The 22905-nt window shown below is 73.2% G+C and carries 18 protein-coding genes; 4 read left to right on the top strand and 14 right to left on the bottom strand.

From position 1 onward, the window contains the following. Positions 1-159: 159 nt before the first annotated feature. From ABZ749_RS06430 to ABZ749_RS06400, 7 genes are all read right to left on the bottom strand, one after another. Positions 160-360, bottom strand: a complete 201-nt coding sequence (locus tag ABZ749_RS06430) for a hypothetical protein (protein ID WP_357223468.1) — start codon at positions 358-360, stop codon at positions 160-162. A gap of 246 nt (positions 361-606) precedes the next feature. Beyond that, positions 607-1920, bottom strand: a complete 1314-nt coding sequence (locus tag ABZ749_RS06425; RefSeq protein ID WP_357223465.1) for a DEAD/DEAH box helicase — start codon at positions 1918-1920, stop codon at positions 607-609. A gap of 224 nt (positions 1921-2144) precedes the next feature. Then, on the bottom strand, positions 2145-2348 hold the full coding sequence (locus ABZ749_RS06420; RefSeq protein ID WP_007464836.1) for a cold-shock protein: 204 nt from the start codon (positions 2346-2348) through the stop codon (positions 2145-2147). 226 nt (positions 2349-2574) lie between these two features. Beyond that, on the bottom strand, positions 2575-6042 hold the full coding sequence (locus ABZ749_RS06415; RefSeq protein ID WP_357223463.1) for a UvrD-helicase domain-containing protein: 3468 nt from the start codon (positions 6040-6042) through the stop codon (positions 2575-2577). A gap of 79 nt (positions 6043-6121) precedes the next feature. Continuing rightward, positions 6122-9688: an ATP-dependent DNA helicase gene (locus ABZ749_RS06410; RefSeq protein WP_357223460.1), complete on the bottom strand. Its 3567-nt coding sequence runs from the start codon at positions 9686-9688 to the stop codon at positions 6122-6124. 209 nt (positions 9689-9897) lie between these two features. Next, positions 9898-10443, bottom strand: coding sequence for a TIGR00730 family Rossman fold protein (locus tag ABZ749_RS06405; RefSeq protein ID WP_357223457.1), 546 nt, complete (start codon positions 10441-10443; stop codon positions 9898-9900). After that, entirely contained in the window at positions 10443-11297 is an 855-nt protein-coding gene (locus tag ABZ749_RS06400; protein ID WP_357223454.1) for a TIGR00730 family Rossman fold protein, read from the bottom strand. The genes ABZ749_RS06405 and ABZ749_RS06400 overlap by 1 nt, the downstream gene beginning before the upstream one ends. A gap of 153 nt (positions 11298-11450) precedes the next feature. Here ABZ749_RS06400 and ABZ749_RS06395 point away from each other — a divergent pair, with 153 nt between their 5' ends. Continuing rightward, a complete protein-coding gene (locus ABZ749_RS06395; RefSeq protein WP_156057972.1) occupies positions 11451-11618 on the top strand; it encodes a hypothetical protein in 168 nt (55 codons plus the stop codon). Between the two features lie 50 nt (positions 11619-11668). On the opposite strand, the gene dapE is transcribed toward ABZ749_RS06395, so the two are convergent. Next, positions 11669-12742 carry a succinyl-diaminopimelate desuccinylase gene (dapE, locus tag ABZ749_RS06390; protein ID WP_357223452.1) on the bottom strand — a complete coding sequence of 358 codons (1074 nt, stop codon included), beginning with the start codon at positions 12740-12742 and terminating at the stop codon, positions 11669-11671. A gap of 78 nt (positions 12743-12820) precedes the next feature. Between dapE and dapD the strand changes: the two genes are divergently transcribed. Continuing rightward, positions 12821-13780 carry a 2,3,4,5-tetrahydropyridine-2,6-dicarboxylate N-succinyltransferase gene (gene dapD / locus ABZ749_RS06385; protein ID WP_112640841.1) on the top strand — a complete coding sequence of 320 codons (960 nt, stop codon included), beginning with the start codon at positions 12821-12823 and terminating at the stop codon, positions 13778-13780. 51 nt (positions 13781-13831) lie between these two features. On the opposite strand, the gene ABZ749_RS06380 is transcribed toward dapD, so the two are convergent. Next, positions 13832-17251, bottom strand: a complete 3420-nt coding sequence (locus ABZ749_RS06380; protein ID WP_357223448.1) for a S8 family serine peptidase — start codon at positions 17249-17251, stop codon at positions 13832-13834. Between the two features lie 75 nt (positions 17252-17326). On the opposite strand from ABZ749_RS06380, the gene ABZ749_RS06375 reads away from it, so the two are divergent. Next, on the top strand, positions 17327-17884 hold the full coding sequence (locus ABZ749_RS06375; protein ID WP_357223445.1) for a sugar O-acetyltransferase: 558 nt from the start codon (positions 17327-17329) through the stop codon (positions 17882-17884). On the opposite strand, the gene ABZ749_RS06370 is transcribed toward ABZ749_RS06375, so the two are convergent. The 5 genes from ABZ749_RS06370 to fdxA are packed head-to-tail and all read right to left on the bottom strand — an operon-like array spanning position 17881 to position 21657. Next, positions 17881-18528 carry a nucleoside/nucleotide kinase family protein gene (locus ABZ749_RS06370; protein ID WP_357223443.1) on the bottom strand — a complete coding sequence of 216 codons (648 nt, stop codon included), beginning with the start codon at positions 18526-18528 and terminating at the stop codon, positions 17881-17883. The genes ABZ749_RS06375 and ABZ749_RS06370 overlap by 4 nt on opposite strands. After that, positions 18528-19178: an SIMPL domain-containing protein gene (locus ABZ749_RS06365; protein ID WP_357223441.1), complete on the bottom strand. Its 651-nt coding sequence runs from the start codon at positions 19176-19178 to the stop codon at positions 18528-18530. The genes ABZ749_RS06370 and ABZ749_RS06365 overlap by 1 nt, the downstream gene beginning before the upstream one ends. A 10-nt stretch (positions 19179-19188) precedes the next feature. After that, a complete protein-coding gene (locus ABZ749_RS06360; RefSeq protein WP_357223438.1) occupies positions 19189-20208 on the bottom strand; it encodes a prephenate dehydrogenase/arogenate dehydrogenase family protein in 1020 nt (339 codons plus the stop codon). A gap of 22 nt (positions 20209-20230) precedes the next feature. After that, positions 20231-21334 (bottom strand): succinyldiaminopimelate transaminase, encoded by a 1104-nt coding sequence (gene dapC, locus ABZ749_RS06355; RefSeq protein WP_357223470.1) that lies wholly within the window; start codon positions 21332-21334, stop codon positions 20231-20233. Then, complete coding sequence (gene fdxA / locus ABZ749_RS06350) at positions 21331-21657, bottom strand: ferredoxin (RefSeq protein ID WP_030490464.1); 327 nt, start codon at positions 21655-21657, stop codon at positions 21331-21333. Before fdxA ends, dapC begins: the two co-directional genes overlap by 4 nt. 79 nt (positions 21658-21736) lie before the next feature. Here fdxA and ABZ749_RS06345 point away from each other — a divergent pair, with 79 nt between their 5' ends. Continuing rightward, the gene (locus ABZ749_RS06345; protein WP_357223435.1) at positions 21737-22738 is read left to right on the top strand and encodes a GNAT family N-acetyltransferase; all 1002 of its coding nucleotides are present in this window, start codon (positions 21737-21739) and stop codon (positions 22736-22738) included. Positions 22739-22905 lie beyond the last annotated feature (167 nt).

Genomic DNA, 22905 nt, shown 5'->3' with positions numbered 1-22905 from the left:
AAAACACTCCCGCCTGGGGGGGGGGGGGGGGGGGGGGGGGGGGGGGGGGGGGGGGGGGGGGGGGTGGGGGGGGGGGGGGGGCCCCCCCCCCCCCACCACATCTCGTACCGATCCTGACCGGGCCTGCCCCTCCGCCGGCACCGGTAGGCCGGTCGCTGCTCAGCCCACGTGTGCGGTCGCCGGGCTGAGGCCCGGGTCGCCAGGACTGCGCAGCTCCACCAGACCGGCGGGAGCGTTACCCGCCGGGGTGGCATGCCAGGGCGCGAAGGCCGCAACCATGGCGAGCAACAATCCGGCGAGCGCGACCGCGACCACCAGGATCAGTTCACGCAGCGCACCCGAGCCGGCTTCGCCCGCCATGGTCACCCCTCCCGAGCCGGGCCCCCCGCCCGACTTCCCCCCGTCGGTCAGCCTCGACCACGACCGACCGGGGCGCAGTCGGCCAGCCGACCCGGACGAGGCTGATTACCGACTCAGCAGAGGGGGCCACCCGGCGCGGCCGGCTGACCGGTCGGGCCGGGCCGACAGCCGACCGGCCGGGGTCACCGCGCAGACAAAACCGACCCGCCTCGCCGAAGCGGGACGGGTCGGTCGACGCGCAGAAGATCAGACGGTACGGGGGCGACGCGGCCGACGGGACCGGCCCGACGCGCGGTGCGCCGGACGGGCGCCACCATCGGTGGCCGAGCCGCCGGAGGTACGGGTCCGAGAGGCGGGTGCCGGCGGAGCGACGATGGTCACCGGCACACCGGACGGCTCGCGGGCACCGGTCACCCGGGCCAGTGCTCCGTCACCCGCGCGCACCTGGACCGACTCGGGCCGGATACCGGCGGTGGCCATCAGCCGGGACACGTCCCGGCGCTGCTCCGGCAGGACCAGGGTGACCACGGAACCCGACTCGCCGGCCCGGGCGGTACGGCCGCCGCGGTGCAGGTAGTCCTTCGCCTCGGTCGGCGGGTCCACGTTGACCACCATGTCCAGGCCGTCCACGTGGATGCCACGGGCTGCCACGTCGGTGGCGACCAGGGCGGTCACCTGACCGTTGCGGAACTGCTCCAGGATCCGGGTGCGCTGCGGCTGGGACTTGCCGCCGTGCAGCGCCGCCGCGCGTACGCCCTTGGACAGCAGCTGGCGGGCCAGCCGGTCGGCGCGGTGCTTGGTGCCCATGAACAGGATGGTGCGGCCCTCACGGGCGGCGATCCGGGTCAACGCGTCGGGCTTGTCCGCGGCGTCGACGTGCAGCACGTGGTGGGTCATCGCGGTGACCGTCGCGGTGCCCGGGTCGACCGAGTGGGTGACCGGGTTGCTCAGGAAGCGGCGGACCAGCCGGTCCACACCGCCGTCCAGGGTCGCGGAGAAGAGCATCCGCTGCCCCTGCGGCGCGACCTGCTCCAGCAGCTTGGTGACCTGCGGCAGGAAACCCATGTCGGCCATCTGGTCGGCCTCGTCGAGCACGGTGATCTCGACCTGGTCGAGCCGGGCGTCGCCACGGTTGATCAGGTCGTGCAGCCGACCGGGGGTGGCGACGACAACCTCGGCGCCGGCGCGCAGGGCGTCCGCCTGCCGCTGCAACGACAGGCCGCCGACCACTGTGGCGCAGCGCAGCCCGACGGCGCGGGCGTACGGGGCCAGGGCGGTGGTGACCTGCTGAGCCAACTCGCGGGTCGGCACCAGCACCAGGGCCAGCGGGCGGCCCGGCCGCGCCTTACGGCCGACGGTGCGGGACAGCAGAGGAAGCCCGAAGGCGAGGGTCTTGCCGGAGCCGGTGCGACCCCGGCCCAGCACGTCCCGGCCGGCGAGCGAGTCGGGCAGCGTCGCCGTCTGGATCGGGAACGGCTCGGTGATGCCCTGCGCGGTCAGCGCGGTGAGCAGCGCCGGCGCCAGACCGGTATGAGCGAAAGAGGGAATAACTGTGGTCATGCGGAAGCCTTCCTCGACGCGGCACGTGTCGAGGGAGGGCACCGAAATCGGCGCTGTCAACCAGCGGAACAAGGCCGCCAGGACTCACAAGCACGAACCGAAAGGGAGTACAGGCCGGCCCGCCGCCGGGCCGCCGCCTGCGTAGGCAGGCGGCGGCGGGGCGGGCCGGTCCCGTCACCGTCACACCCGGAGGGCGCGACAGGTAATGCTGACCGATCCGAAGATCAGAGCGGGCGGATGTTCTCCGCCTGCGGGCCCTTCTGGCCCTGGGTCACCTCGAACTCGACCCGCTGGTTCTCGTCCAGGCTCCGGTAGCCGGAGGACTGGATCGCCGAGAAGTGGGCGAAGACGTCGGCGCCGCCGCCGTCGGGGGTGATGAAGCCGAAGCCCTTGTCAGCGTTGAACCACTTCACGGTGCCAATAGCCATGTGTTTCGTCTCCTTGACGGAACGTCGGACACGCACGTGTTGCGTGCCCGAAGAGGAGCGCTCCGCGCGGGGATGCGCGAATCGCCTGTCGCTTCTGGTCGCCCCGCCCGGAGAACTCCGGACACAACAAAGAGCGCCTGGGGCCACAATCCCGCCAGGCGCACACAGAGTCTCTGGTAACCAAAACTGCAACCCGGTCAACCTACCACGGTTTTCCCCGCAGTGGTCAATGTTGGGCAGAATCCTCGGGCAACTGGGCGATCATGGCCGTGAGGCCGGTCACATCCAGCAGATCGGCGGGCCGGACAGTGACCCCGTGGCGGACGTAGTGGAACGCCGCGCCCACCCGGTCGACCGGCACGCCGGCCAACTCCGCCCAGGCCAGCCGGTACACCGCCAGCTGCACGGCGGCCACGTCGGCTGCCGGCCCGGTGGGCTGCGCGCCGGTTTTCCAGTCGACCACGTCGAACCGGCCACCCGGCCGGGCGAAGACCGCGTCCATCCGGCCCCGCACCACCACTGAAGCGATCACCGTGGCGAAGGGCACCTCCACCTCCACCGGTGACCGGTCGGCCCACTCGCTGGCCAGGAACCGCTCCTGAAGCTCGACCAGCGCCTCGTCGGGTGCGGCGTCGGCGTCGGCAGCGCCGGGCAGCTCGTCCAGGTCCAACAGGCGGTCGGCGCCGAAGCGCTGCTCCAACCAGGCGTGGAAGGCGGTGCCTCGACGGGCGTACGGGTTGGGTTCGGACGGCACCGGGCGACGCAGCGTACGCGCCAGCGCCGCCGGATCACGCCGCAGCGCTACCAGCTGGGTGACGCTCAGCGCCCCGGGCAGCGCCACCTCGACCGCACCGGAAAGCCGGGTCAGCTCGGCGCGCTCCGCCAACAGCAGGTCCGCCTCGCGCTGCCAGCGCGCCACCTCCGGATCCACCTCCGGCTCGACCTGCTCGACCGGCTCGCCTGACTCGACAGTCGAGCCGATCGGCGTGACCGGCCCGGCGAGCACCGGCCCGACCGGCCCGGGGAGCACCGGCCCGACCGGCCCGGGGAGCGCCGCCGCCGGACCGTCGGCCATCAGGCGACGCACCAGCCCGGCCGCCTCGGCCAACGCCGGCCGGCGACCCCCCAGCGGGTCGGCCGGCCACTCCGCCCGGAGCACCACCTCGGCCGTGGGGTTCGTCGCGTCCGGGGTCGGCTCGGGCGCCCACGCGTCGATCAGGTGCCCCGGCCCGCCGTCGAGGCAGGCGTCGTACACCTCACGGAGGAAGACCGACGGACCTCGCGGCCGCTTCGTGCCCTCTCCCCACCAGTAACCGGAGCAGAGCAGCAGCCGGCGCGGCCGGGTGACCGCCACGTACGTCAGCCGGCGTTCCTCCCGCTCGTCGTGGGCCCGCCACGCGTCGGTGAAGTCGGTCACCGCCCGCGCCACGGCCCGCTGGTCCCCCGCCTCGTCGAGCGCCAACTCGGGCAGCCCGTCGGCGTCGCCGCGCAGCGGGAACGGCAGCACGCCCAGCCCACCCAGCCAGTGGTCGGAGTTGCGGACCGGCCCCGGCCACAGCCCACGACTGAGCCCAGCCACCGCCACCACGTCCCACTCCAGGCCCTTGGCGGCGTGCGCGGTGACCACCTGCACCGCGCCCTCCACCACCTCGACCTCGCCCGGCGCCAGACCGCGCTCCTCGTCCTCGGCGGCGGCCAGGTAGGACAGGAACCCGGACAGGGTCGCGCCGGGCGTCTCCCCGCTGAACCGGGCCGCCACGTCGCCGAGCGCGTCCAGATGCCCCCGGGCCAGGCCCGCGTCGCCGGCACCGTCCCGGCCGGCCCGCACCGCGACCTCCACGTCCAGGCCGATGGTCCGCTCGATGTCCGCGATGAGGTCCGGCAGTGCCTGGTCCAGCCGGTAGCGCAGCAGCGCCAACTCCCGGCCGTACGCGCGCAGCCGCGCGAAACCCTCGGCCGAGTACGCCTGCGCCGGCCCGAGGTCGGCCAACGCCTCCACCAGGGTCGCCTCGTCCAACAGGTCGGGGCTGATCTCCGAGGCCTCGTCGGCGGCCACCTGTCGCCGGGCGTTCGCGATGGCCCGGGCTCGCCTGTGCAACGCCACCAGGTCACGCGGCCCGATCCGCCAACGGGCGCCGGTGAGCAACCGCAGCAGCGCGGCGCCATCGGTCGGGTCGGCCAGGACCCGCAACGTGCAGACCACGTCACGTACCTCGGGGGTGTCCAGCAGGCCGCCCAGCCCGACCACCTCGACGGGTAGGCCCCGCTCACGCAGCGCCGACTCGATCGCCGGGATCTGGCTGCGCACCCGGACCAGCACGGCCGTCGTCGGACGGCGCTCCACCGGGATGTGTTCCGGTGCCGCGCCCGGCATCCCGGCCGCGCCACGCCAGGCCGCGAGCACGCTGTCGGCGATCCACGCGGCCTCGTCGGCGTACGTGGGCAGCATCGCGCAGTGCACGGTGCCGCCGGCCGCGCCGCCCGGGCTGCGGTGCGGGATCGGCTCCCGGACGGTCAGCGCGGAGCGCAGTTCCGGTACCCGGGCGCCCGCCGCCCGCAGCGGGGTGGAGAGCGCGTTCGCCACCCGGAGGATCTCCGGGCGGTTGCGCCAACTCGTGCTGAGCCCCAGCGCCGGTGCCGGCTCACCGTTGGCGCGGGCGAACTCGGTGGGGAACCGGTCCAGGGTGCCCGCGCTGGCCCCCCGCCAGCCGTAGATCGACTGGCACGGGTCGCCCACCGCGGTCACCGGGTGCCCGCCACCGAACAGCGCGTTGAGCAACACCACCTGTGCGTGGCTGGTGTCCTGGTACTCGTCGAGCAGCACCACCCGGAAGCGGTCCCGCTCGATCAGGCCGACCCCCGGGTGGTCCCGGGCCACCCGGGCCGCCCGGGCGAGCTGGTCGGCGAAGTCCATCGCCTCGAAGTCCTCCTTGCGCCGGGCGTACGCCCGCACCAGCGGCAACAGGCGCAACCGGGTCTGCTGGAGGGTGAGCGCCTTACGCACGTCGGCGTACACCCGACCCGGTCGGGACTGCACCTCGGCGAAGAACCGACCGGTCCAGGCTGCGAGGTCGTCCGGCGCGACCAGATGCTCGTCCAACTCCCCGGCCAGCGCCAGCACCGCGTCGGTGATGGTGCTCGGCATCCGGTCCACCTCGGACATGTCGCCGTCGTAGTTGCGCACCAGCAGGTCGACCAACTGCCAGCGGGACGCCTCGGTGAGCAGCCGGGTGGACGGCTCGTAGCCGGCCCGCAGCCCGTGCTCGGTGACGATCCGCCCCGCGTACGAGTGGTAGGTGGAGACGGTGGGTTCACCCGCGAGCGGGTCGTCCAGCGGGTCCCGCCCCTGCCGGCCGAGTCGGCGGATCAGCTGGTCGAGCCGGGTTCGTACCCGATGGGCCAGCTCGCCGGCCGCCTTGCGGGTGAAGGTCAGCCCGAGGATCTGCTCCGGCCGCACGTACGAGTTGGCCACCAGCCAGACCACCCGGGCGGCCATCGTCTCGGTCTTGCCCGACCCGGCGCCCGCGACCACCAGCAGCGGTTCGACCGGGGCGGCGATGATCGCGGCCTGCTCCCGGGTGGGCGCCGGCAATCGCAGCAGCTTGGCCAGCTCCACCGGTGTGTACCGGGGGCCGGAGTCCGCGAGTCGGGGCGTCGGCGCGGGACCCGCGCCGAACAGGGTGGGCTGACTCACCGTGCCGTCTCAGTTCCCAACACCGGCGCACTCCTCGCCCTCACGGGTGCCGTCCCAGGTCGCGACTGGGCTCGCACGCTCACTGCTCGCCCTCGCCTGTGCTTCGGACGGTGGGCGGCTCGACGACCTGGCGACCCTGCCCGGAGACCGGGCAGCTGGTGCGCACCGGGCAGACCCGGCACTTCGAGTTGGCCACCGCGGCGAACGTGGCGGCTGCCATCGTATCGGCGGTCCGCCGGACCAGCGCGGTCGCCCAACCGGCCGCCGGCCCCTCGCTGGCGGCCGGCTGATTCTGCTCCCTGGCGTCCTTGGCGGAGGTCCCGAGCTGCACCAGTGCGGCGCCCCCGGACTCGTCACCGAACTCGGCGAACGCCCCTGCCTCCACCGCCGCCTGGTAGGCGCCGAGCTGCGGGTGCTCGGCAAGGTCGGTGCCGGTGACAGCTGTGGACTTGCCGGTCTTCAGGTCGATCACCACGAGCCGCCCGGCCTCGTCGACCTCCAGCCGGTCGACCCGACCGGTCAGGTCGACGGGCCGGTTCGGGTCGTCCAGGCGGACGGCGAACTCGTGCTCGATGGCGAGCAACCGGCGCGGATTGGTGGCCAGCCAGCGCAGCAGCTTGTCGACCATCGCCTCGGCGCGTTCCCGCTCCGGCCCGGCCATCCACCGGGCCGCCAGCTCGATCGCGTCGAACCGGGCGGCCACGTAGTCGAGCAGCGCGCCACGGTCGGCGCTGGCGTCCTCGGCGAGCATCGCGGCGGCGTGCACCAGGTTGCCCACCCCCTGCGCGGTGCTGGTCGGGCCGCTACCGCCGTGCCGTTCCAGCAGCCAGCGCAGGCTGCACCGCAGCGCACTCTCCATTGCCGACGGGGTGACCCGTACCGGGTCGCCGTCGTCGACGAGCGGCCGGTCGTCGGAGAGAACCCGCAACCCCCACCAGTCGTCGGGGTGCGCGCCGGGCACCCCGGCGGCGGCGAGCCGGGCCAGCTCGGCCGCCGCGGCGCGCCGCCGGGCCGCCGGGGCGGCCGGGTCGGTGATGGCGGTACGGAGTTCCGCGACCAACGCCGGCAGCGTGAGCGCCCGGGGTGGACGGGTCACCGGCAGCGCCCCGGGGCGGTCCGGCGCCTCGTCGCCGGTGTCGCCCGCCGCGGCGCCCCCGTTGCCGCCGGACGACGGCTCGGTGCGGGGACCGGGCGGGGTCGGTGGGGCCGGCGGCGGCGCGCTCGGCGGGGTCGGTGGCGTGCTCGGCGGGGTCGGTGGCGTGCTCGGTGGGGTCGGTGGCGGGATGCTCGGGCCCAGCTCGTGCAGGAACCGGCTGGGTTGCTCCTCGTGGTCGTCGCCGCCGACGGCGGCCGATGCCACGGCGCTGACCAGCAGCCGGTGGCGGGCCCGACTGATGGCGACGTGGAAGAGCCGACGCTCCTCGTCCAGCAACGCCGAGGTCTGACCCACCACGTTCGCCGCGGTCGCCCCGTCGACCGACCGGCCGGCCAGCACGTCGACCAGTCGCTCGGAGCCGAGCAGGCTGCCGCGCAACCGCAGGTCCGGCCAGATGCCCTCCTGCACACCGGCCACCGCGACCAGGTCCCATTCCAGGCCCTTCGCGGCGTGCGCGGTCAGCAGGCGTACCGCCGCTCCCCGGTCGGCGGTCGGGGCGATGGTGTCGGCCGGCAGGTCCTGGGCGAGCACGTGGTCGAGGAAGACCTCGGTGCGGGCACCGGGCAGCCGGTCGGTGAACCGGGCCGCCGCGTCGAAGAGGACCAGCACGGCGTCCAGGTCGCGGTCGGCAGCCTCGGCCCGCCGACGCCGGGCCAGGTCGCCCTCGCCGGCCTCCGGACGCCCCTGGTTGATCGCGCCGGCCCACCGCTCGGCGAGGCCACTGGCGTGCCAGACGGCCCAGAGCACGTCCTCGGCGGTCGCGCCCGGCCGGGCAGCGGCCTCGCGTGCGATGGCCAGCAGCCCGGCCACCGCCTGCGCCGGCTCCGCCCAGTGCCGCTCGATGCCGGCCAACTCCTCCGGATCCTGCAGTGCCTCGACGATCAGCTCCCCGGAGGGACGGCGGTCACCGCCGGCCAACGCGAGCGCGCGAAGGCCCTGCCGCAGCCGCCGTTCGGCCAGCGGGTCGGCCCCGCCGAGCGACGAGTGCAGCAGCGCGACCGCCGCCTCCTCGTCGAGTCGTTCCGGCTCTAGCGCGCAGCGCAGCAGGAGCAGCAGCGGTGCGACCGCCGGTTGCAGGTGCAGGGGCAGATCCTCACCGTGCACCACCGTGGGTACGCCGGCAGCGTGCAGCGCCCGTCGCAGGGTGGGCAGCTGCAACGCGGTGGACCGCACCAGCACCGCCATCCGTGACCACGGCACGCCGTCGAGCAGGTGTGCCGAGCGCAGCGCGTGGGCCAGCCAGGCGGCCTCGCTGGTCGCCGAGCGGAAGGTATGCACCTCGACCACGCCGGGCGGCGCGTCCGGCAGGGGGTGCAGCCGGCGGTGCGCGGCCGGGCCCCGCAGCCGGCGACCGAGTCGGGCGATCGCCGTGAGCAGACCCGGCCCGGCCCGGTACGACGTGGTCAGCAGCACCTGCGCGGCCGGCGCACCGGATGCCGTCCGGAACCGGTGCGGGAACGTCGCCACCCCGGCCGGGTCGGCGCCCCGGAACGCGTACGTGGAGGAATCCGGGTCGGCGAACGCGACGAGCGACTTGCCACCGCCGGCGATGACCGAGAGCAGCTCGAGTTGGGCGGGGTCGGTGTCGGCCAGCTCGTCGAGGTAGACGTACGCGAGCCGACGACGCTCGGCGGCCAGCAACTCCTCGTCGTCGCGCAGCAGCCCGGTGGCCGCCCGGACCAGCTCCGCCGGGTCGTACGCGATGGATCCCCGGTTGCTGACGTCGCGCAACGCGAGCACGGCGACGTACTCCCGCAGGAAGCGGGCGGCGGCCGGCCAGTCGGCGCGGCCGAGCTTCTCACCCAGACGGGCCAGGTCGATCGGGCCCACGCCGCGTTCGGCGGCGCGCATGAGCAGGTCGCGCAGTTGGCCGGCGAACGCCCGGGTGCGCAGGGCGGGGCGCAGATCGGTGGGCCAGCCGACCGGGTCGTCCTCGGGCTCCTCGCCCACCACGTCCAGCAGCTCACGGATGATCAGATCCTGTTCGGGGCCGGTGAGCAGCCGGGGCGACGGTTCGCCCCGCTCGGCGGCGGCGCGGCGGAGCAGCCCGAAGGCGTACGCCGGGAAGGTGCGCACCAACGGCTCGCGCAGCACCCGGTGGCCGTCCTGGGCGATCCGGGCCTCGATGCGTTGTCGCAGTGCGGTGGCGCCTCGGCGGCCGAAGGTCAGCACCAGGATCCGTTCGGGGTCGGCCCCCTCGGCCACCCGGGCGGCGACCGCCTCGACCAGCGTGCTGGTCTTGCCGGTGCCCGGGCCGCCGAGCACGAGCATCGGCCCGTCGGTGTGCCCGACCACCTCGGCCTGCACCGGATCGGCCCGCCAGCCGCTGCCGACGGCCAGCTCGGCCCCGGCCACGCGATCGGGCCCACCCGGCGTGCCGACACTGCCCGCGGACGTGCCGTCGCTGGCGAGCAGGGAAGCGCTGTCAGGCGTCGCCCCGTCCCCCCGCGCCGGCCCTCCGGGCCGCCGCACCAACCGGTACGCCTGCATCAGCTCATCCCATCAGACCCATACGACAACCAACCAGCACCCAAACCCCGCCCCGCCCCGCCCCGCCCCCGCACCCCACCCCATCTACCCCTGTCGATCATGAGGTTAGCGGCGCGACACGCCGACGGACACACCGCTAACTTCATGATCACCGGGGGCGGGCCGAGGGCCGGGCCGGGCAGGGCGGGCGGAGCGGGGGTGGGGGCAGGTCAGGTCAGGTGGGATTCCAGGACGTCGAGGGCCTCGGTGACGGTGGTGGTGACCGTCAGGAGGTCGCGGCCGGCGGGCTTGAGGAAGGTCTGGTCGGCCAGCGCGTCGAGCCAGTCCAGCAGGGGGCGGTAGAACCCGTCGGTGTCGATCAGCACCATCGGCTTGGTGTGCTGGGCGAGGGTGGCGGTGGTCCAGACCTCGAACAACTCGTCCAGGGTGCCCAGCCCGCCGGGCAGGGTGAGGAAGGCGTCCGACTTGTCGATCATCAGGGTCTTGCGGCTGGCCATCGAGTCGGTCACCAGCAGCTCGTCCGAGGCCAGGTCGGCGACCTCCAGGTCGACCAGCGACTGCGGGATCACGCCGAGGGTGCGCCCGCCGGCGGATCGGGCGCCGTCCGCCAGCGCGCCCATCATGCCGACACAGCCACCACCGCTGACCAACGTGTGCCCGCGCCGGGCCAGCTCCGCGCCGGTCTCGGCGGCCAGGTCCAACCAGCGCTGATCGAGGGTACGAGAGGAGGCGCAGAAGACGCAGATCGCCGCCATCAGTCGTGGTCCCGAGCCTGTTCGGCTGCCGCCTGCTGGTCTGCGCCGGTGCGGGCGACAGCCTCCTCGCGGACCGCCTCCTGCTCGGCGGAGAGAGCGGCCTCCGACGCGACGATGTACCGGACCGCCTCGTTGACGTCGTCGGTGAGGCAGATCAGGTCCAGGTCGACCGGCCCGATCTTGCCGGTGGCGGCCATCGTGTCGCGCAGCCAGTCCAACAGGCCCTGCCAGTAGGCGACGCCCATGAGCACCACCGGGAACCGGGTGACCTTGCCGGTCTGCACCAGGGTGAGCGCCTCGAACAACTCGTCCATGGTGCCGAACCCGCCGGGCAGTACGACGAACGCCTGGGCGTACTTGACGAACATCGTCTTGCGGGCGAAGAAGTAGCGGAAGTCGATGGCCAGGTCGACCCACTCGTTGATGCCCTGCTCGAACGGAAGCTCGATGCCGAGCCCCACGGAGAGCCCGTTGGCCTCGCTGGCGCCCCGGTTGGCGGCCTCCATCACGCCGGGCCCACCTCCGGTGATCACCGCGTAGCCGGCTCGGGCCAGCGCACCGCCCAACTGCTCGGCCAACTGGCACTCGGCGCTGTCCGGCGCGCTGCGCGCCGAGCCGAAGACGCTGACCGCCGACGGCACGTCGGCGAGGGTGTCGAAGCCCTCGACGAACTCGGCGAGGATGCGCAGCGCGCGCCAGGCGTCCTTGGTCTTCCAGTCGCCGCGCCCCCGTGAATCAAGCAGTCGCTGGTCGGCGGTGCTGCTCGGGATCGCCCCTCTGCGCAGGGTGACCGCACCACGATGCCGCTCCTGTCCGGGACCGCGACCGGCCTCCCGCCCGTTGCTCTGGCTCATGGGGCAACCGTAGTGGAGCAGCACCGCCCGGGTGCGCGGGGCGGGGACGCCGAGAAATTGTTCGGGATCATGGCAACTATTCGGCGCTCCCGTACGTCTTACTATTCACATACCGGGTATGCCCCGGCGCGCGCCTTCGGGGGAGGAGACAGCGTGATCAGTAACAGCGAGATGATCCGGATTCGTCGCCAGATGCAGCGACGGATCCGAGACGTGGTGGCCGAACGCCGCCGCACCCGCCAGCAGAACCCGATCCCCACCTCCCCCACCCCGTCCGGAGCCGATCAAGAGGTTTGCGTCGCCGACAACGGGCCAGGCTGACGCAAACCTCTTGATCACCGGGGCGACCGGACGCGATGGGGCGACCAGGGTCAGGCTGGGGCGAGCCAACGGTGCAGGGTTGCCGCGCCGTCGCGGATCTTGCTGATCTCGACGTGCTCGTCGGGGTGGTGGGCGAGGTTCGGGTCGCCCGGGCCGAAGTTCAGCGCGGGAATGCCCATCGCCGCGAACCGGGCCACGTCGGTCCAGCCCAGCTTGCCGATCGGCGCGGCGCCGACCGCCGCCAGGAACTCCTTCGCGGGGGCCGCGTCGAGCCCGGGCGCGGCACCGGCAGCAGTGTCGGTGACTGTCAGCTCGAAGCCGGCGAACACCTCACGCAGGTGCGCCTCCGCCTCGGCCGGGGTGCGGTCCGGGGCGAACCGGTAGTTGACCTCGACCTCACACAGGTCGGGGACCACGTTGCCGGCCACCCCACCGTTGATCCGCACCGCGTTCATGCCCTCGCGGTAGTCGCAGCCGTCGATGGTGACCCGACGCGCCTGGTACGTCTGGAGGCGTCGCAGCACCTCGCCAGCGGCGTGGATGGCGTTGACCCCGTGCCAGGAGCGCGCCGAGTGGGCGCGTACGCCGGTCGTGGTGACCACCGAGCGCATGGTGCCCTGGCAGCCCGCCTCGACGATGCCGTACGTCGGCTCCAGCAGCACGGCGAAGTCCGCCTGCAACCACTCCGGGAACGCCTGGGCGACGAGGTTGAGCCCGTTGTACTTGGACTCGATCTCCTCGGCCTCGTAGAAGAAGTACGTCACGTCGTAGCGCGGCTCGGGCAGCGTCACCGCCAGGTGCAGCGCGTACGCGGTGCCGGACTTCATGTCGGAGGTGCCGCAGCCGTACATCAGGTCGCCGCGCATCGTCGACGGAAAGTTGTTGTTCAACGGCACCGTGTCGAGGTGCCCGGCCAGCACGACACGCTGCGACCGACCGAGGTCGGTACGGGCCATCACCGTGTTGCCGTGCCGGTGGGTGGTCAGGTGCGGTACGGCCCGCAGCACCTCTTCGACACAGTCGGCGATCGCCTTCTCGTTGAGGGACACGGACTCTATGTCGACCAGAGCGCGGGTCAGCTGCACCGGATCGGCGAGGACCTCGGGGGTCAGCGGGTTCTCCATGGTTCGCACGGTACCTTCAGGTCTGTCAGCGCGAGGAGCGAGCCGAGGTCAGCCCGGCCGTGACCGAGAGGTGTAACAGTGACGTCCGCAGATTCCGCCTGGGGCATCGGCCTGGCTACGGTCACCGCAGACGAGCAGGTGCTCGACACCTGGTACCCGACCGGCAAGCTGGGCCTGGGCGAGCTGCCGCTGGTCGCCGGCGAGGACAAGGCGGACGTGCTCGACCTGCCACCGGCCGCGCTCGGTGACCGGTCCCTGCCTGGCCTGCGTACCGTGCAGGTCGTGACCGTGATCGGCTCGTTGGACGACCCGATCAAGGACGCCTCCGACGCGTACCTCCGGTTGCACCTGCTCTCGCACCGCCTGGTGCGACCCAACCAGCTCAACCTGGACGGCATCTTCGGCAAGCTGGCCAACGTGGCCTGGACGTCCGCCGGGCCGTGCCCCCCGGAGCGGGTGGACGAGCTGCGGGTGATCGAGCGGGCTGCCGGCCGGCACCTGTCGGTGTACGGGGTGGACAAGTTCCCGCGGATGACCGACTACGTGGTGCCCTCCGGTGTGCGGATCGCCGACGCCGACCGGGTCCGTCTCGGCGCGCACCTGGCCGCCGGCACCACGGTGATGCACGAGGGCTTCGTTAACTTCAACGCCGGCACCGTCGGCACCTCGATGGTCGAGGGGCGGATCGTGCAGGGCGTGCTGGTCGGCGACGGCTCCGACATCGGTGGCGGGGCCTCCATCATGGGCACCCTCTCCGGCGGCGGCACCGACAAGATCAGCATCGGTGAGCGCAGCCTGGTCGGCGCGAACGCCGGCGTCGGGATCTCACTCGGCGACGACTGCGTGGTCGAGGCCGGCTGCTACATCACCGCCGCGTCGAAGATCACGCTCCCTGACGGCCGGGTGGTCAAGGCCCGGGAGCTGTCCGGCGTCGACGGCCTGCTGTTCTGGCGCAACTCGGTCACCGGTGGGTTGGAGGCCCGGCCGCGCACCGGGCGGGGCATCGAGCTGAACGCCGCTCTGCACGCCAACGACTGACGGCCCCGCCGGGTCCGCGGCGCTCGGCCGCGGACCCGGACGGGGTACGCCTCAGCGCAACCGGTACGCCTGGATGATCCGTTGGGTCACCGTGTTGCCGGCGGTGTCCCGGGCGGTGGCCCGCAGCGACACGTGGCCGGCGCCGGCCGGATGCCGCAACAGGGCCGACCAGCCGCCGGTCGAGGTACGGACCAGCTTCGCCCGACCCCAGGTCTTCCCGCCGTCGTAGGAGACGTCGACGGTGAGCTTCTCCACCCGGTTGGCCGCTGCGCCGGGCTGCCGCTGCACCCGTACCGGTACGACGAAGCCCTGACCGGCCGGAGCACTGTTGTCGACCCGCAGCGGCGGCGCGAAGCGCACCGCCGACAGGGGCAGTCGGGCCGGCGTCTCACCGGCGACGTGCCTCGACCGGAAGGTCCAGCTGGATTCCACCTCGGTGCTCAGGTCGGTGAAGCTCCGCTTCGCCGACGTGACGAGCCGGTAGTCCGCAGCACCCGGTGGCACTGTGAACTCCCCGTAGCCGGCGTACTCGCTCTCCCCGACCAGCTTGCCGTTGCGCCAGAGCTTGGTGTGCTCACTGTCGGTCAGCGAGGCGCCGGGGTGCCCGGCCGCGTCGCTGTACATCGGCACGTCGGCCAGGATGGTGTCGCCGACCCGGGAGACGCTCTGGTGCGGCCAGCGTGGTTTCGGGAAGGACGGTGAGTACGGCGCCTGGTTCCAGATCTCCTGGACCGTCCGGCCGGCCCGGTAGGCGGTGGCGACGGAGAAGAGCGCCGCGTTCGGGTTCAACCAGCCTTCCTCGTCCACCGTTCCGAAGTAGATTTCGGATTCCCACTTCACGTTCCTGGTGTTGTAGTACTCGACCCGCTGGCCGGGCACGACGGTGGGCAGGACCACAGCGGAATAGCCGACGTTGTACTCCAGCTCGGGGAACACGAGCCGCTCGGCCACCGTGCCCGGGTGGCCACCGCGGAACTGGTGCACGACCGTGGCCAGGTCCCGCCGGGTGTAGTCGCGGACGAACCCGGTGGGCATCCGGCCGGGGATCGCCTCGGCCAACGCGTACAGGTACGGGCTGTTGGCCACTTCCGGCGTGGTCCAGTTGCTGCTGACTGTGGCGACGAACGTGTCGGCGGAGACCGGCTTGCCGATCTGCCCGCTGGTCAGGCCGGTGAACGTCTCCGCCCAGAGCCCGACCCCGTACCCACTGCCGTCGTCGGCGGTGAAGTTGCCGCTGAGGTCGATCAGTTGCGGGACGGCGGTCCGGTCCGGAACGGTCGTCCGCACCGGCCTGGCCCGACGGGCGTCCACGACGATCCGGGTGTCCCGCTCGACGGTCACCTCGGGCTGCATCAACAGGGACATCCCGCGCTGCTCGTCCTCCGGACCGGGCTCGAAGACGAGGCCACTCAGGCCGTAGTGCCCCTTGGGCACCCGCACGGTGGCCACCCCGTCGGAACTGACGACGTCCCAGAAGCCGAAGGTGTCCAATCCGACCAGTGACGTCCAGTGGTCCGCGGTGCGCGCGCCGGCGCGGTTCAGGTGCTCCACGGTGAGCGTGTAGCTCTCCACCTCCCGGTTCACGGCCAGCGGGGTGACAGCTACCGCAGCACCGGACCGGGCCACGATCCGCCCGGTCCAGTAACCGTCGGCGTCGCCGACCCGGGTGTCAGTGGTGACGGTCGTGGCCGCGGTGCCACCTGCCGGCACTGTGAGTTGGTCGGCGCCCAACTGGAAGAGGCCGACCGGCAGCGCCCGACCGCCGGGGCCGGCGCCCTCGATGCTCAGGTCCACTGTGACCGGGGCCGGGCCGTCGTTGCGCCAGGTCACCGTGCGGGTGATCGGAACGTCGTCAGTGTGCGGCCAGAGCGTGCGCCCGAACGAGACGCTCACCGGGTCGGTGGTGAGCTGCTGGGTGATGGCGTGTGCGACGTCGACCCGCCCGGCACCCTGCTGGTAGGCGGTCTGGTCCGGGTGCGGCTTGGCGGCTGCCATCAGGGTGGCCTTGAGCTGGTCAGCGCGCCATCCGGGGTGCTGCTGGGCCAGCAGCGCGGCCGACCCGGCCACGTGCGGGGTGGCCATTGAGGTGCCGGAGAGCGTGACGTAGCGGTCCCCCACCGGATCACCGATGACGCCGTTGGCGGACCGGGCGGCGACGATGTCGACGCCGGGCGCGGTGATGTCCGGCTTCAGCGCGTCGTCGCCGACTCGCGGGCCCCGGCTGGAAAAGTCGGCCAGTTCGTCGTCGCGGTCCACCGCGCCCACTGCGAGCCCGGCGTCGGCGCTGGCCGGGGAGCCTACCGAGCCGTCCGAGCCGTCGTTGCCGGCGGCGAGGACGAACAGCGTGCCGGTCTGCGCGGTCAGGGTCTGCACCGCCTCCTCCAGCGGGTCGACCTCCGGGGTGTCCCAGCCGCCGAGGCTCATGTTGATCACTGCGGCCTTCTTCTCGACCGCGGCCCACTGCATGCCGGCGAGGATCGCCGAGTCGGGGCAGCCGTTGTCCTCGCAGACCTTGCCGTCCAGCAGCGTCGCGTCCGGTGCCACGCCCCGGTACTTGCCGTCGGAGGCCGCGCCGGAGCCCGCGATCGTCGAGGCCACGTGGGTGCCGTGGCCGACAGTGTCGCGAGCGTCGGTGGCCTCCGTGAAGTTGCGCGCCTCGGCCACCTTGCCGGCCAGGTCCGGGTGGGTCGCGTCGACGCCGGTGTCCAGCACCGCGACTGACACTCCGGCACCGGTGAACCCAGCCGCCCAGGCGGCGGGCGCGCCGATCTGCGGCACGCTGTGGTCGAGGCTCACCTGTCGACGCCCGTCCAGCCAGATCCGCTCGACGCCCCCCGCCGCGTCGAGACGGGCCCCGGCGGGACCGGTGGCGAGAGTCGCCCACACCGCGCCGAGGGAGGACTTGTCGCTGTTCAGGGCGGCACCGCGGATCACCGGCAGGTCGCGGGTCAGCCGCGTGCCGGGCAGGGCGGCCGGGGCACGCCGGGCGGTCCCCGTCGAGCCGTACGACACCAGCAGCGGCAGGGTGCTGCGCCTGGTGTCGTCGTAACCCGCCTCGACCAGGCCGGTGATGTCGAAGAGTCGCCGGTCCACCCGGCCGGAGCGCAGCAACGGCAGCGCGTCCGTCGGCGTCACGGTGAGGCGTCCACGCTCGCGCTGGACCAGGAACTGCACGTCCTCGCGGCCGGCGCCGCGCCGGACCGAGGCACCGGACGCGGTGACTGTGACCCGGTCACCGGTGATCAGCGTGACGGTGGTCGAGCGGTTGGCGATGGGTCCACCCGGAGTGGACTGTTTGTCGGTGCCGCCCGGTGGGGCGGGCGCGGCGGCCGTGGCTGAGGCGGGAGCCGGCGCGGAGAGCGCCAGCGCGAACACGAGGCCGAGAGCGGCCAATCTTCTTCCCTGGTGCAACGGATCCTCCTGGTCAAGCGTCTTGATGGATGGAGTCACATTGACAACCCAGAATTGCATACCGAGTATGCAAAAAGAAGGCCAGAAAGTGACGGACCCGCCACGGACCGACGAACCGGCCGGCATGATCGGGCGGTGACCTCCATGAAGGACAGGATGCTCGCCGGCGAGCCATACATCGCCGACGATCCCGAGATCATCGCCGATCTGGACCGGGCCGCCCGGCTGATGGAGCGCTTCAACACCACTCCCGCGGCCGATCCGCAGGCCCGGATCGCGGCACTGCGTGAACTCCTCGGCGAACTCGGCGAGGACACCTGGATCCGCCCACCGTTCTACTGCGACTACGGCTGGCAGATCCGGATCGGCCCCCGCAGCTTCGTCAACTACAACGCGGTCTTTCTCGACGTCGCTCCGATCACCCTCGGCGCGGACGTCCAGGTCGGCCCCAACGTGCAGCTGCTCACACCGACGCATCCGGTCGAGCCCGGCCCGCGACGGGACAAATGGGAGGCGGCCAAGCCGATCACCATCGGCGACAACGTGTGGCTCGGCGGTGGCGCGATAGTCCTGGCCGGTGTGACGATCGGCGCGGACACCGTCGTCGGCGCGGGCGCGGTGGTCACCCGGGACCTGCCCGCCAACGTGGTGGCCGTCGGAAACCCGGCCCGGCCGGTCCGCGAACTCGGCTAGACGGTCGGTGGATCTGACAGGCGGACGACCAGGTCAGCCCGGTCGGCGGTGGGGGTGATCAAGGCGGCGTTCGACTCGTCGCTGCCAAGTGCCCACGCCCGCGCCTGCTCCGGCGACCGACCGAACGCCTCGTGCCGGGCGGTCAGCCGGCGGTGCCGCACCTCGGCATCGAGGTCGAGAAACCATGCCTCGTGCAGCAGTGGTCGGATCTCCTGCCAGGGAAAATCCGGCAACAGCAGATAGTTGCCCTCGGTCACCACCAGCCGGACCGACGGCAGCACCTCGATCGCGCCGGCCACCGGCTCCTCCAGCTCCCGGCGGAACTCCGGCGCGTAGACCGACGTCGGCTCCAACCGGCGCAGCCGGCGCAGCAACGAGACGTACCCGTTGGCGTCGAAGGTGTCCACAGCGCCCTTGCGGTCGGCGCGGCCCAGGCGAACCAGTTGCGTCTGCGCCAGGTGGAAGCCGTCCATCGGCACCAGGCAGGCGGCCGGCCCGATCTCGGCGACGATCCGTTCCGCCAGGGTGGACTTCCCGGCGCCCGGTGCGCCGGCGATGCCGAGCAGCTGTCGCGGGCCGGCCTCGGCGAGCGTCAACGCCCGCGCCACCAACTCGTCGGCGGACAGCACCCGGGCCGGCGGCATCAGCCCAGAACCGGGTCGCTGATGGTGAACCGCGCCTGCACCGCCGCCTGCACGGTCTGCGGCTGCGGGTCCAGCTCAAGCTCCGGCGGACCACCGCCCGCGCCACCGCCTCGGGCGAAGGCCGCACTGGCGAACATCGGTCGGTCGCCGGGACCCGTGTCGGCCAGCTCGATCAACGAGGTGACCCGGGCGCCCAGCGCCTCCGCGTACTCTCGGGCCCGCAGCAGCGCGTCGCTGATCGCGGCGTGCCGGACCGCACGGTGGGCGGGGCTGTCCGGACGAAGCTCCCACCAGGGGCCGGCCACCTCGACCTGGTCCTGGTCGGCGAGCCGGAGCATCAGCTCACCCAGCGCTGTGAAGTCGGTGACGGTGACGGTGGTGGTGACTCTGCCGTGCCAGGCGACCACCCGCTCACCCGAGCGCCGGGTCTCCGGCCGCACCCGCAGGTCGCCGGTCTCCCGCCGCGCCACCGCCGGCCCGGAGCCGTCCAGCAGCACCCGGACCGCCGCGGCCCGCTCGGCCAACCGGGTCAGCGTCGCCTCCCGGTCACGGTCGCGGGCTGTCGCGGTGACCGCGAACCGGGCCAGCTCGGGAGGCACCTCCCGGTACGCCTCGCCGCGCACCTGCACCACCGGACCGTCCACCGTCATGCCCCTCAGCCTAGTCAGCGACGGGACGCCGCGCCGCGTAGGAGACGCTGTCCGCGTCGACGTGCAGGCCGGCCAGGTAGCCGCCGGCCACCCCCAGCTCGCGCAACCAGGACACCTCTGCGGCGTGGTCACCACCGGCCGGGAACTGTCTGTCGTCCACGTCGAACCGCCGGTCGCGCAACGCCACTCGGGAGGCCCGCGCCTCGTCGTAGCGGGCGGTCAGCGCCGGGGCGTCATCGGCGCGCAGCGCGGTGGTCAGGTCGTCCAGGAACGCGGTGACCTCGGCCAGCTCACGCAGCACCCGGTCCCGGTTGCCGAGCAGCATGTTGGCGGTCCGATCGGCCGGGGTTCCGGCGACCCGGGTGCCGTCGGAGAAGCTGCCGGCGGCGAGCGCGAGGATCGCGTCGCGCAGCGGTGCGCGCTGCACGGCGCCGGCCAGCGCGCCGGCGAGCAGGTGCGGCACGTGGGACGCGAGCGCGGCGGCCGAGTCGTGCGCCGTGGCGGACATCGGCACCACCCGGGCCTCGAAGACCTCCACCAGCAGCTCGGCCAGCCAACGGAACGCGGTGGTGGCCGGGCCGGGCGCCGGACAGAGCACCCAGGCCGCGCCGGTGAGCAGGTCCGGGCGCGCGGCCGTCAAGCCCGCCCGGTCGGTGCCCGCCATCGGGTGGCCGGGCACGAACCGGTGCGTCAGCCCGTGCGCGGCGGCGAACACCGCCACCTGCTCCTTGGTGCTACCGACGTCGGTGAGCACACAACGCTCGCCGGTCATCGCCGCCACCTCGACCAGCGCCGCCGGCAGGGTGGGCAACGGCCCGCACAGGAAGACCACGTCCCGGTCGGTCACCGCCTCGACCAGACGGTCGGGCGCGGGTACGCCCACCCGACGGGTCTCCCGCCGGGTGGCCTCGTCCGGGTCCCACCCGACCACGTCGATGCCGGCGGCGACCATCCGGAGCAGCACCGAGCCACCGATCAGGCCGGTGCCGACGACCGCCGCCCGTACCCGCGCACCCGGCCTGTCCACCATGCTCGACCGCCCGGCGCCGCGATCAGGCGAGGCGCGCCGCGACGCCGGCGATGTGCTCGTCGGACTCGGTCAGCGCGACCCGGACATGCTGCCCGGCCGTCGGGCCGTAGAAGACGCCGGCGGCGACCAGAATGCCGCGTCGGGCCAGCCAGTCGACCGTCTGCCAGCAATCCTCACCCCTGGTCAGCCAGAGGTAGAGGCCCGCCTCGGAGTGCTCGACGGTGAACCCGGCACCGGTGAACGCCGCGGCGAGCACCTCCCGCCGGGCCCGGTAACGCTCCCGCTGCTCCTCGGCGTGTCGCTCGTCCTCCAGCGCGGCGACCATGGCCGCCTGAACCGGCGCGGGCACGATCATGCCAGCATGCTTGCGGACCTTGAGCAGCTCGGCGACGAGCGTCGGGTCGCCGGCCACGAACCCGGCCCGGTAGCCGGCAAGATTGGACCGCTTGGAGAGCGAGTGCACGGCCAGCACCCCGGCGTAGCTGCCCCCGCTGACCTGCGGAGACAACACCGAGACCGGGTCGGCCGACCAGCCCAGGGGCAGGTAGCACTCGTCGCTCGCGACCACCGCGCCACGTTCGCGGGCCCAGTCGACCACCTTGCGCAGGTGCGCCGCGGGCAGCACCCGGCCGGTTGGGTTGCCGGGCGAGTTGACCCAGACCAGGCGAACCCGCGAGGTCGGCCCGACCGCCGTGAGCGAGTCGGCACGAACGACTGTGGCACCGGCAAGCCGGGCGCCATCCTCGTAGGTGGGGTACGCGACCGACGGCACCACCACCACGTCACCCGGGCCGATGCCGAGCAGCGTGGGCAGCCAGGCCACCAGCTCCTTCGAGCCGATGGTCGGCAGCACACCGAGACCGTCGACGCCGGCGCCACAGGCCCGGGACACCCACGCCGCGATGGCGGCCCGCAACGCCGGGGTGCCGGCGGTCAGCGGGTAACCGGGAGCGTCGGACGCGTCAGCCAACGCCCGCCGGATCACCTCGGGCACCGGGTCGACCGGCGTACCCATGGAGAGGTTGATCAGGCCCTCCGGATGCGCCGCGGCCAACGTGGCCGCGGCGTCCAGGGTGTCCCAGGTGAACTCGGGCAGCCGCGACGAGACCGGCGCGGGCCGGTTCAGTGGCCCTCGCCGCGCGGCGGCTGCGCGGCGACGAAGGTGGCGTCCTTCTCCACCTTGCCGACCTTCGAGGCGCCACCGGGCGAGCCCAGGTCCTCGAAGAACTCGTAGTTCGCGCCGGTGTAGTCCTTCCACTGCTCCGGGACGTCGTCCTCGTAGAAGATCGCCTCTACGGGGCAGACGGGCTCACAGGCACCACAGTCGACGCACTCGTCGGGGTGGATGTAGAGCATCCGATTGCCCTCGTAAATGCAGTCGACCGGGCACTCCTCGATGCATGCCTTGTCGAGCACATCTACGCACGGCTCGGCGATGATGTAGGTCACCGGTCTTCTCCTCCGCAAGACTCGCCGCGATCTCCCGCGACGGTAAGAGCCTAGTATCTCGCCGGGGAGGGGGTCGATCGTGCTCCGACAGCAGGATGTGGGACACCGAATCGTGGTCCGCCGGATTGTGGGGATTCGCGAGGGCCGCCCGCTATTTTCCGATGCCCTCGGCGAGCTGGTAGAGCTGAGCGAGACTCATCTCACGCTGGCCACCGCGCAGGGGTCGCTTCGGGTCCCGGTGGCGCAGGTCCACCGCGCCAAGCGCGTCCCGCCGACCCGTCGGCCGACCGCCGCGGCGGTCGTGGCGCTGGAGCGGGCCGCCGACGAGGCCTGGCCCGCACCGATCCGGGGCCGACTGGGTGACTGGCTGCTCCGGTCGGCCGAGGGCTGGACCGGGCGCGCCAACTCGGCGCTGCCGATCGGCGACCCGGACCGACCACTGGCCGCCGCGGTCGACGCGGTGGAACGCTGGTACGCCGAGCGACGGCAACCCGCCTTGATCAACACGCCGCTGCCCCTCTCCGCTCCGGTCGGCGCCGAACTGGACGACCGCGGCTGGGGCACCCGCCCGCCGACGCTGGTGCGGACCGCGCCGCTACCCGTGCTGGCGTCGCCAGCGAGTTCCGGGGCGCCGGTGACGGAGCCGGCCACCACCGGTCCGGCCGGCGAGTGGGGCGGTGCGGTCGTCGAACTCGCCACCGCGCCCAGCGAGGAGTGGCTGGCCATCGCCGCCGGCCGCAAGGGCGGCCTGCCGGACGCCGCCCGGCACGTGCTCACCGCCGTGGAACAGGTCCGCTTCGCCCACGTGTACGACGACGGCACCCTGGTGGCCGTCGGCCGCGGCACGGTGACCGGCGAGGGCCGCTGGCTGGGCCTCAGCCTGATCGAGGTCCTACCGGCGGCACGCCGCCAGGGGTTGGCCCGCCGCGTGATCCACGAACTGGCCAGCTGGGGCGTGTCGGGTGGCGCGACGCACGCGTTCCTCCAGGTCGAGCAGCGCAACGCGGCGGCGGTCGCGCTCTACCAGCGGCTCGGCTTCGTCACCCACCACACCTACCTGACCCGGGTCGCCCCGAACTGACCCCTGCCCCGGCCGCTCCCGGGCGCCCCGACACGAGGCGGCCCGACACGAGGCGGCCCGACACGAGGCGGCCCGACACGAGGCGGCCCGACACGAGGCGGCCCGACACGAGGCGGCCCGACACGAGGAGAGCGGTCGAGGGGGGTGGAGGGGGGGGGGGGGGTGTG

It is taken from the genome of Micromonospora sp. NPDC047753 (assembly GCF_040642735.1).
Lineage (GTDB): Bacteria > Actinomycetota > Actinomycetes > Mycobacteriales > Micromonosporaceae > Micromonospora.
Note: the sequence above shows the minus strand (reverse complement) of the source record. Positions and strands in the feature narration are given on the sequence as shown.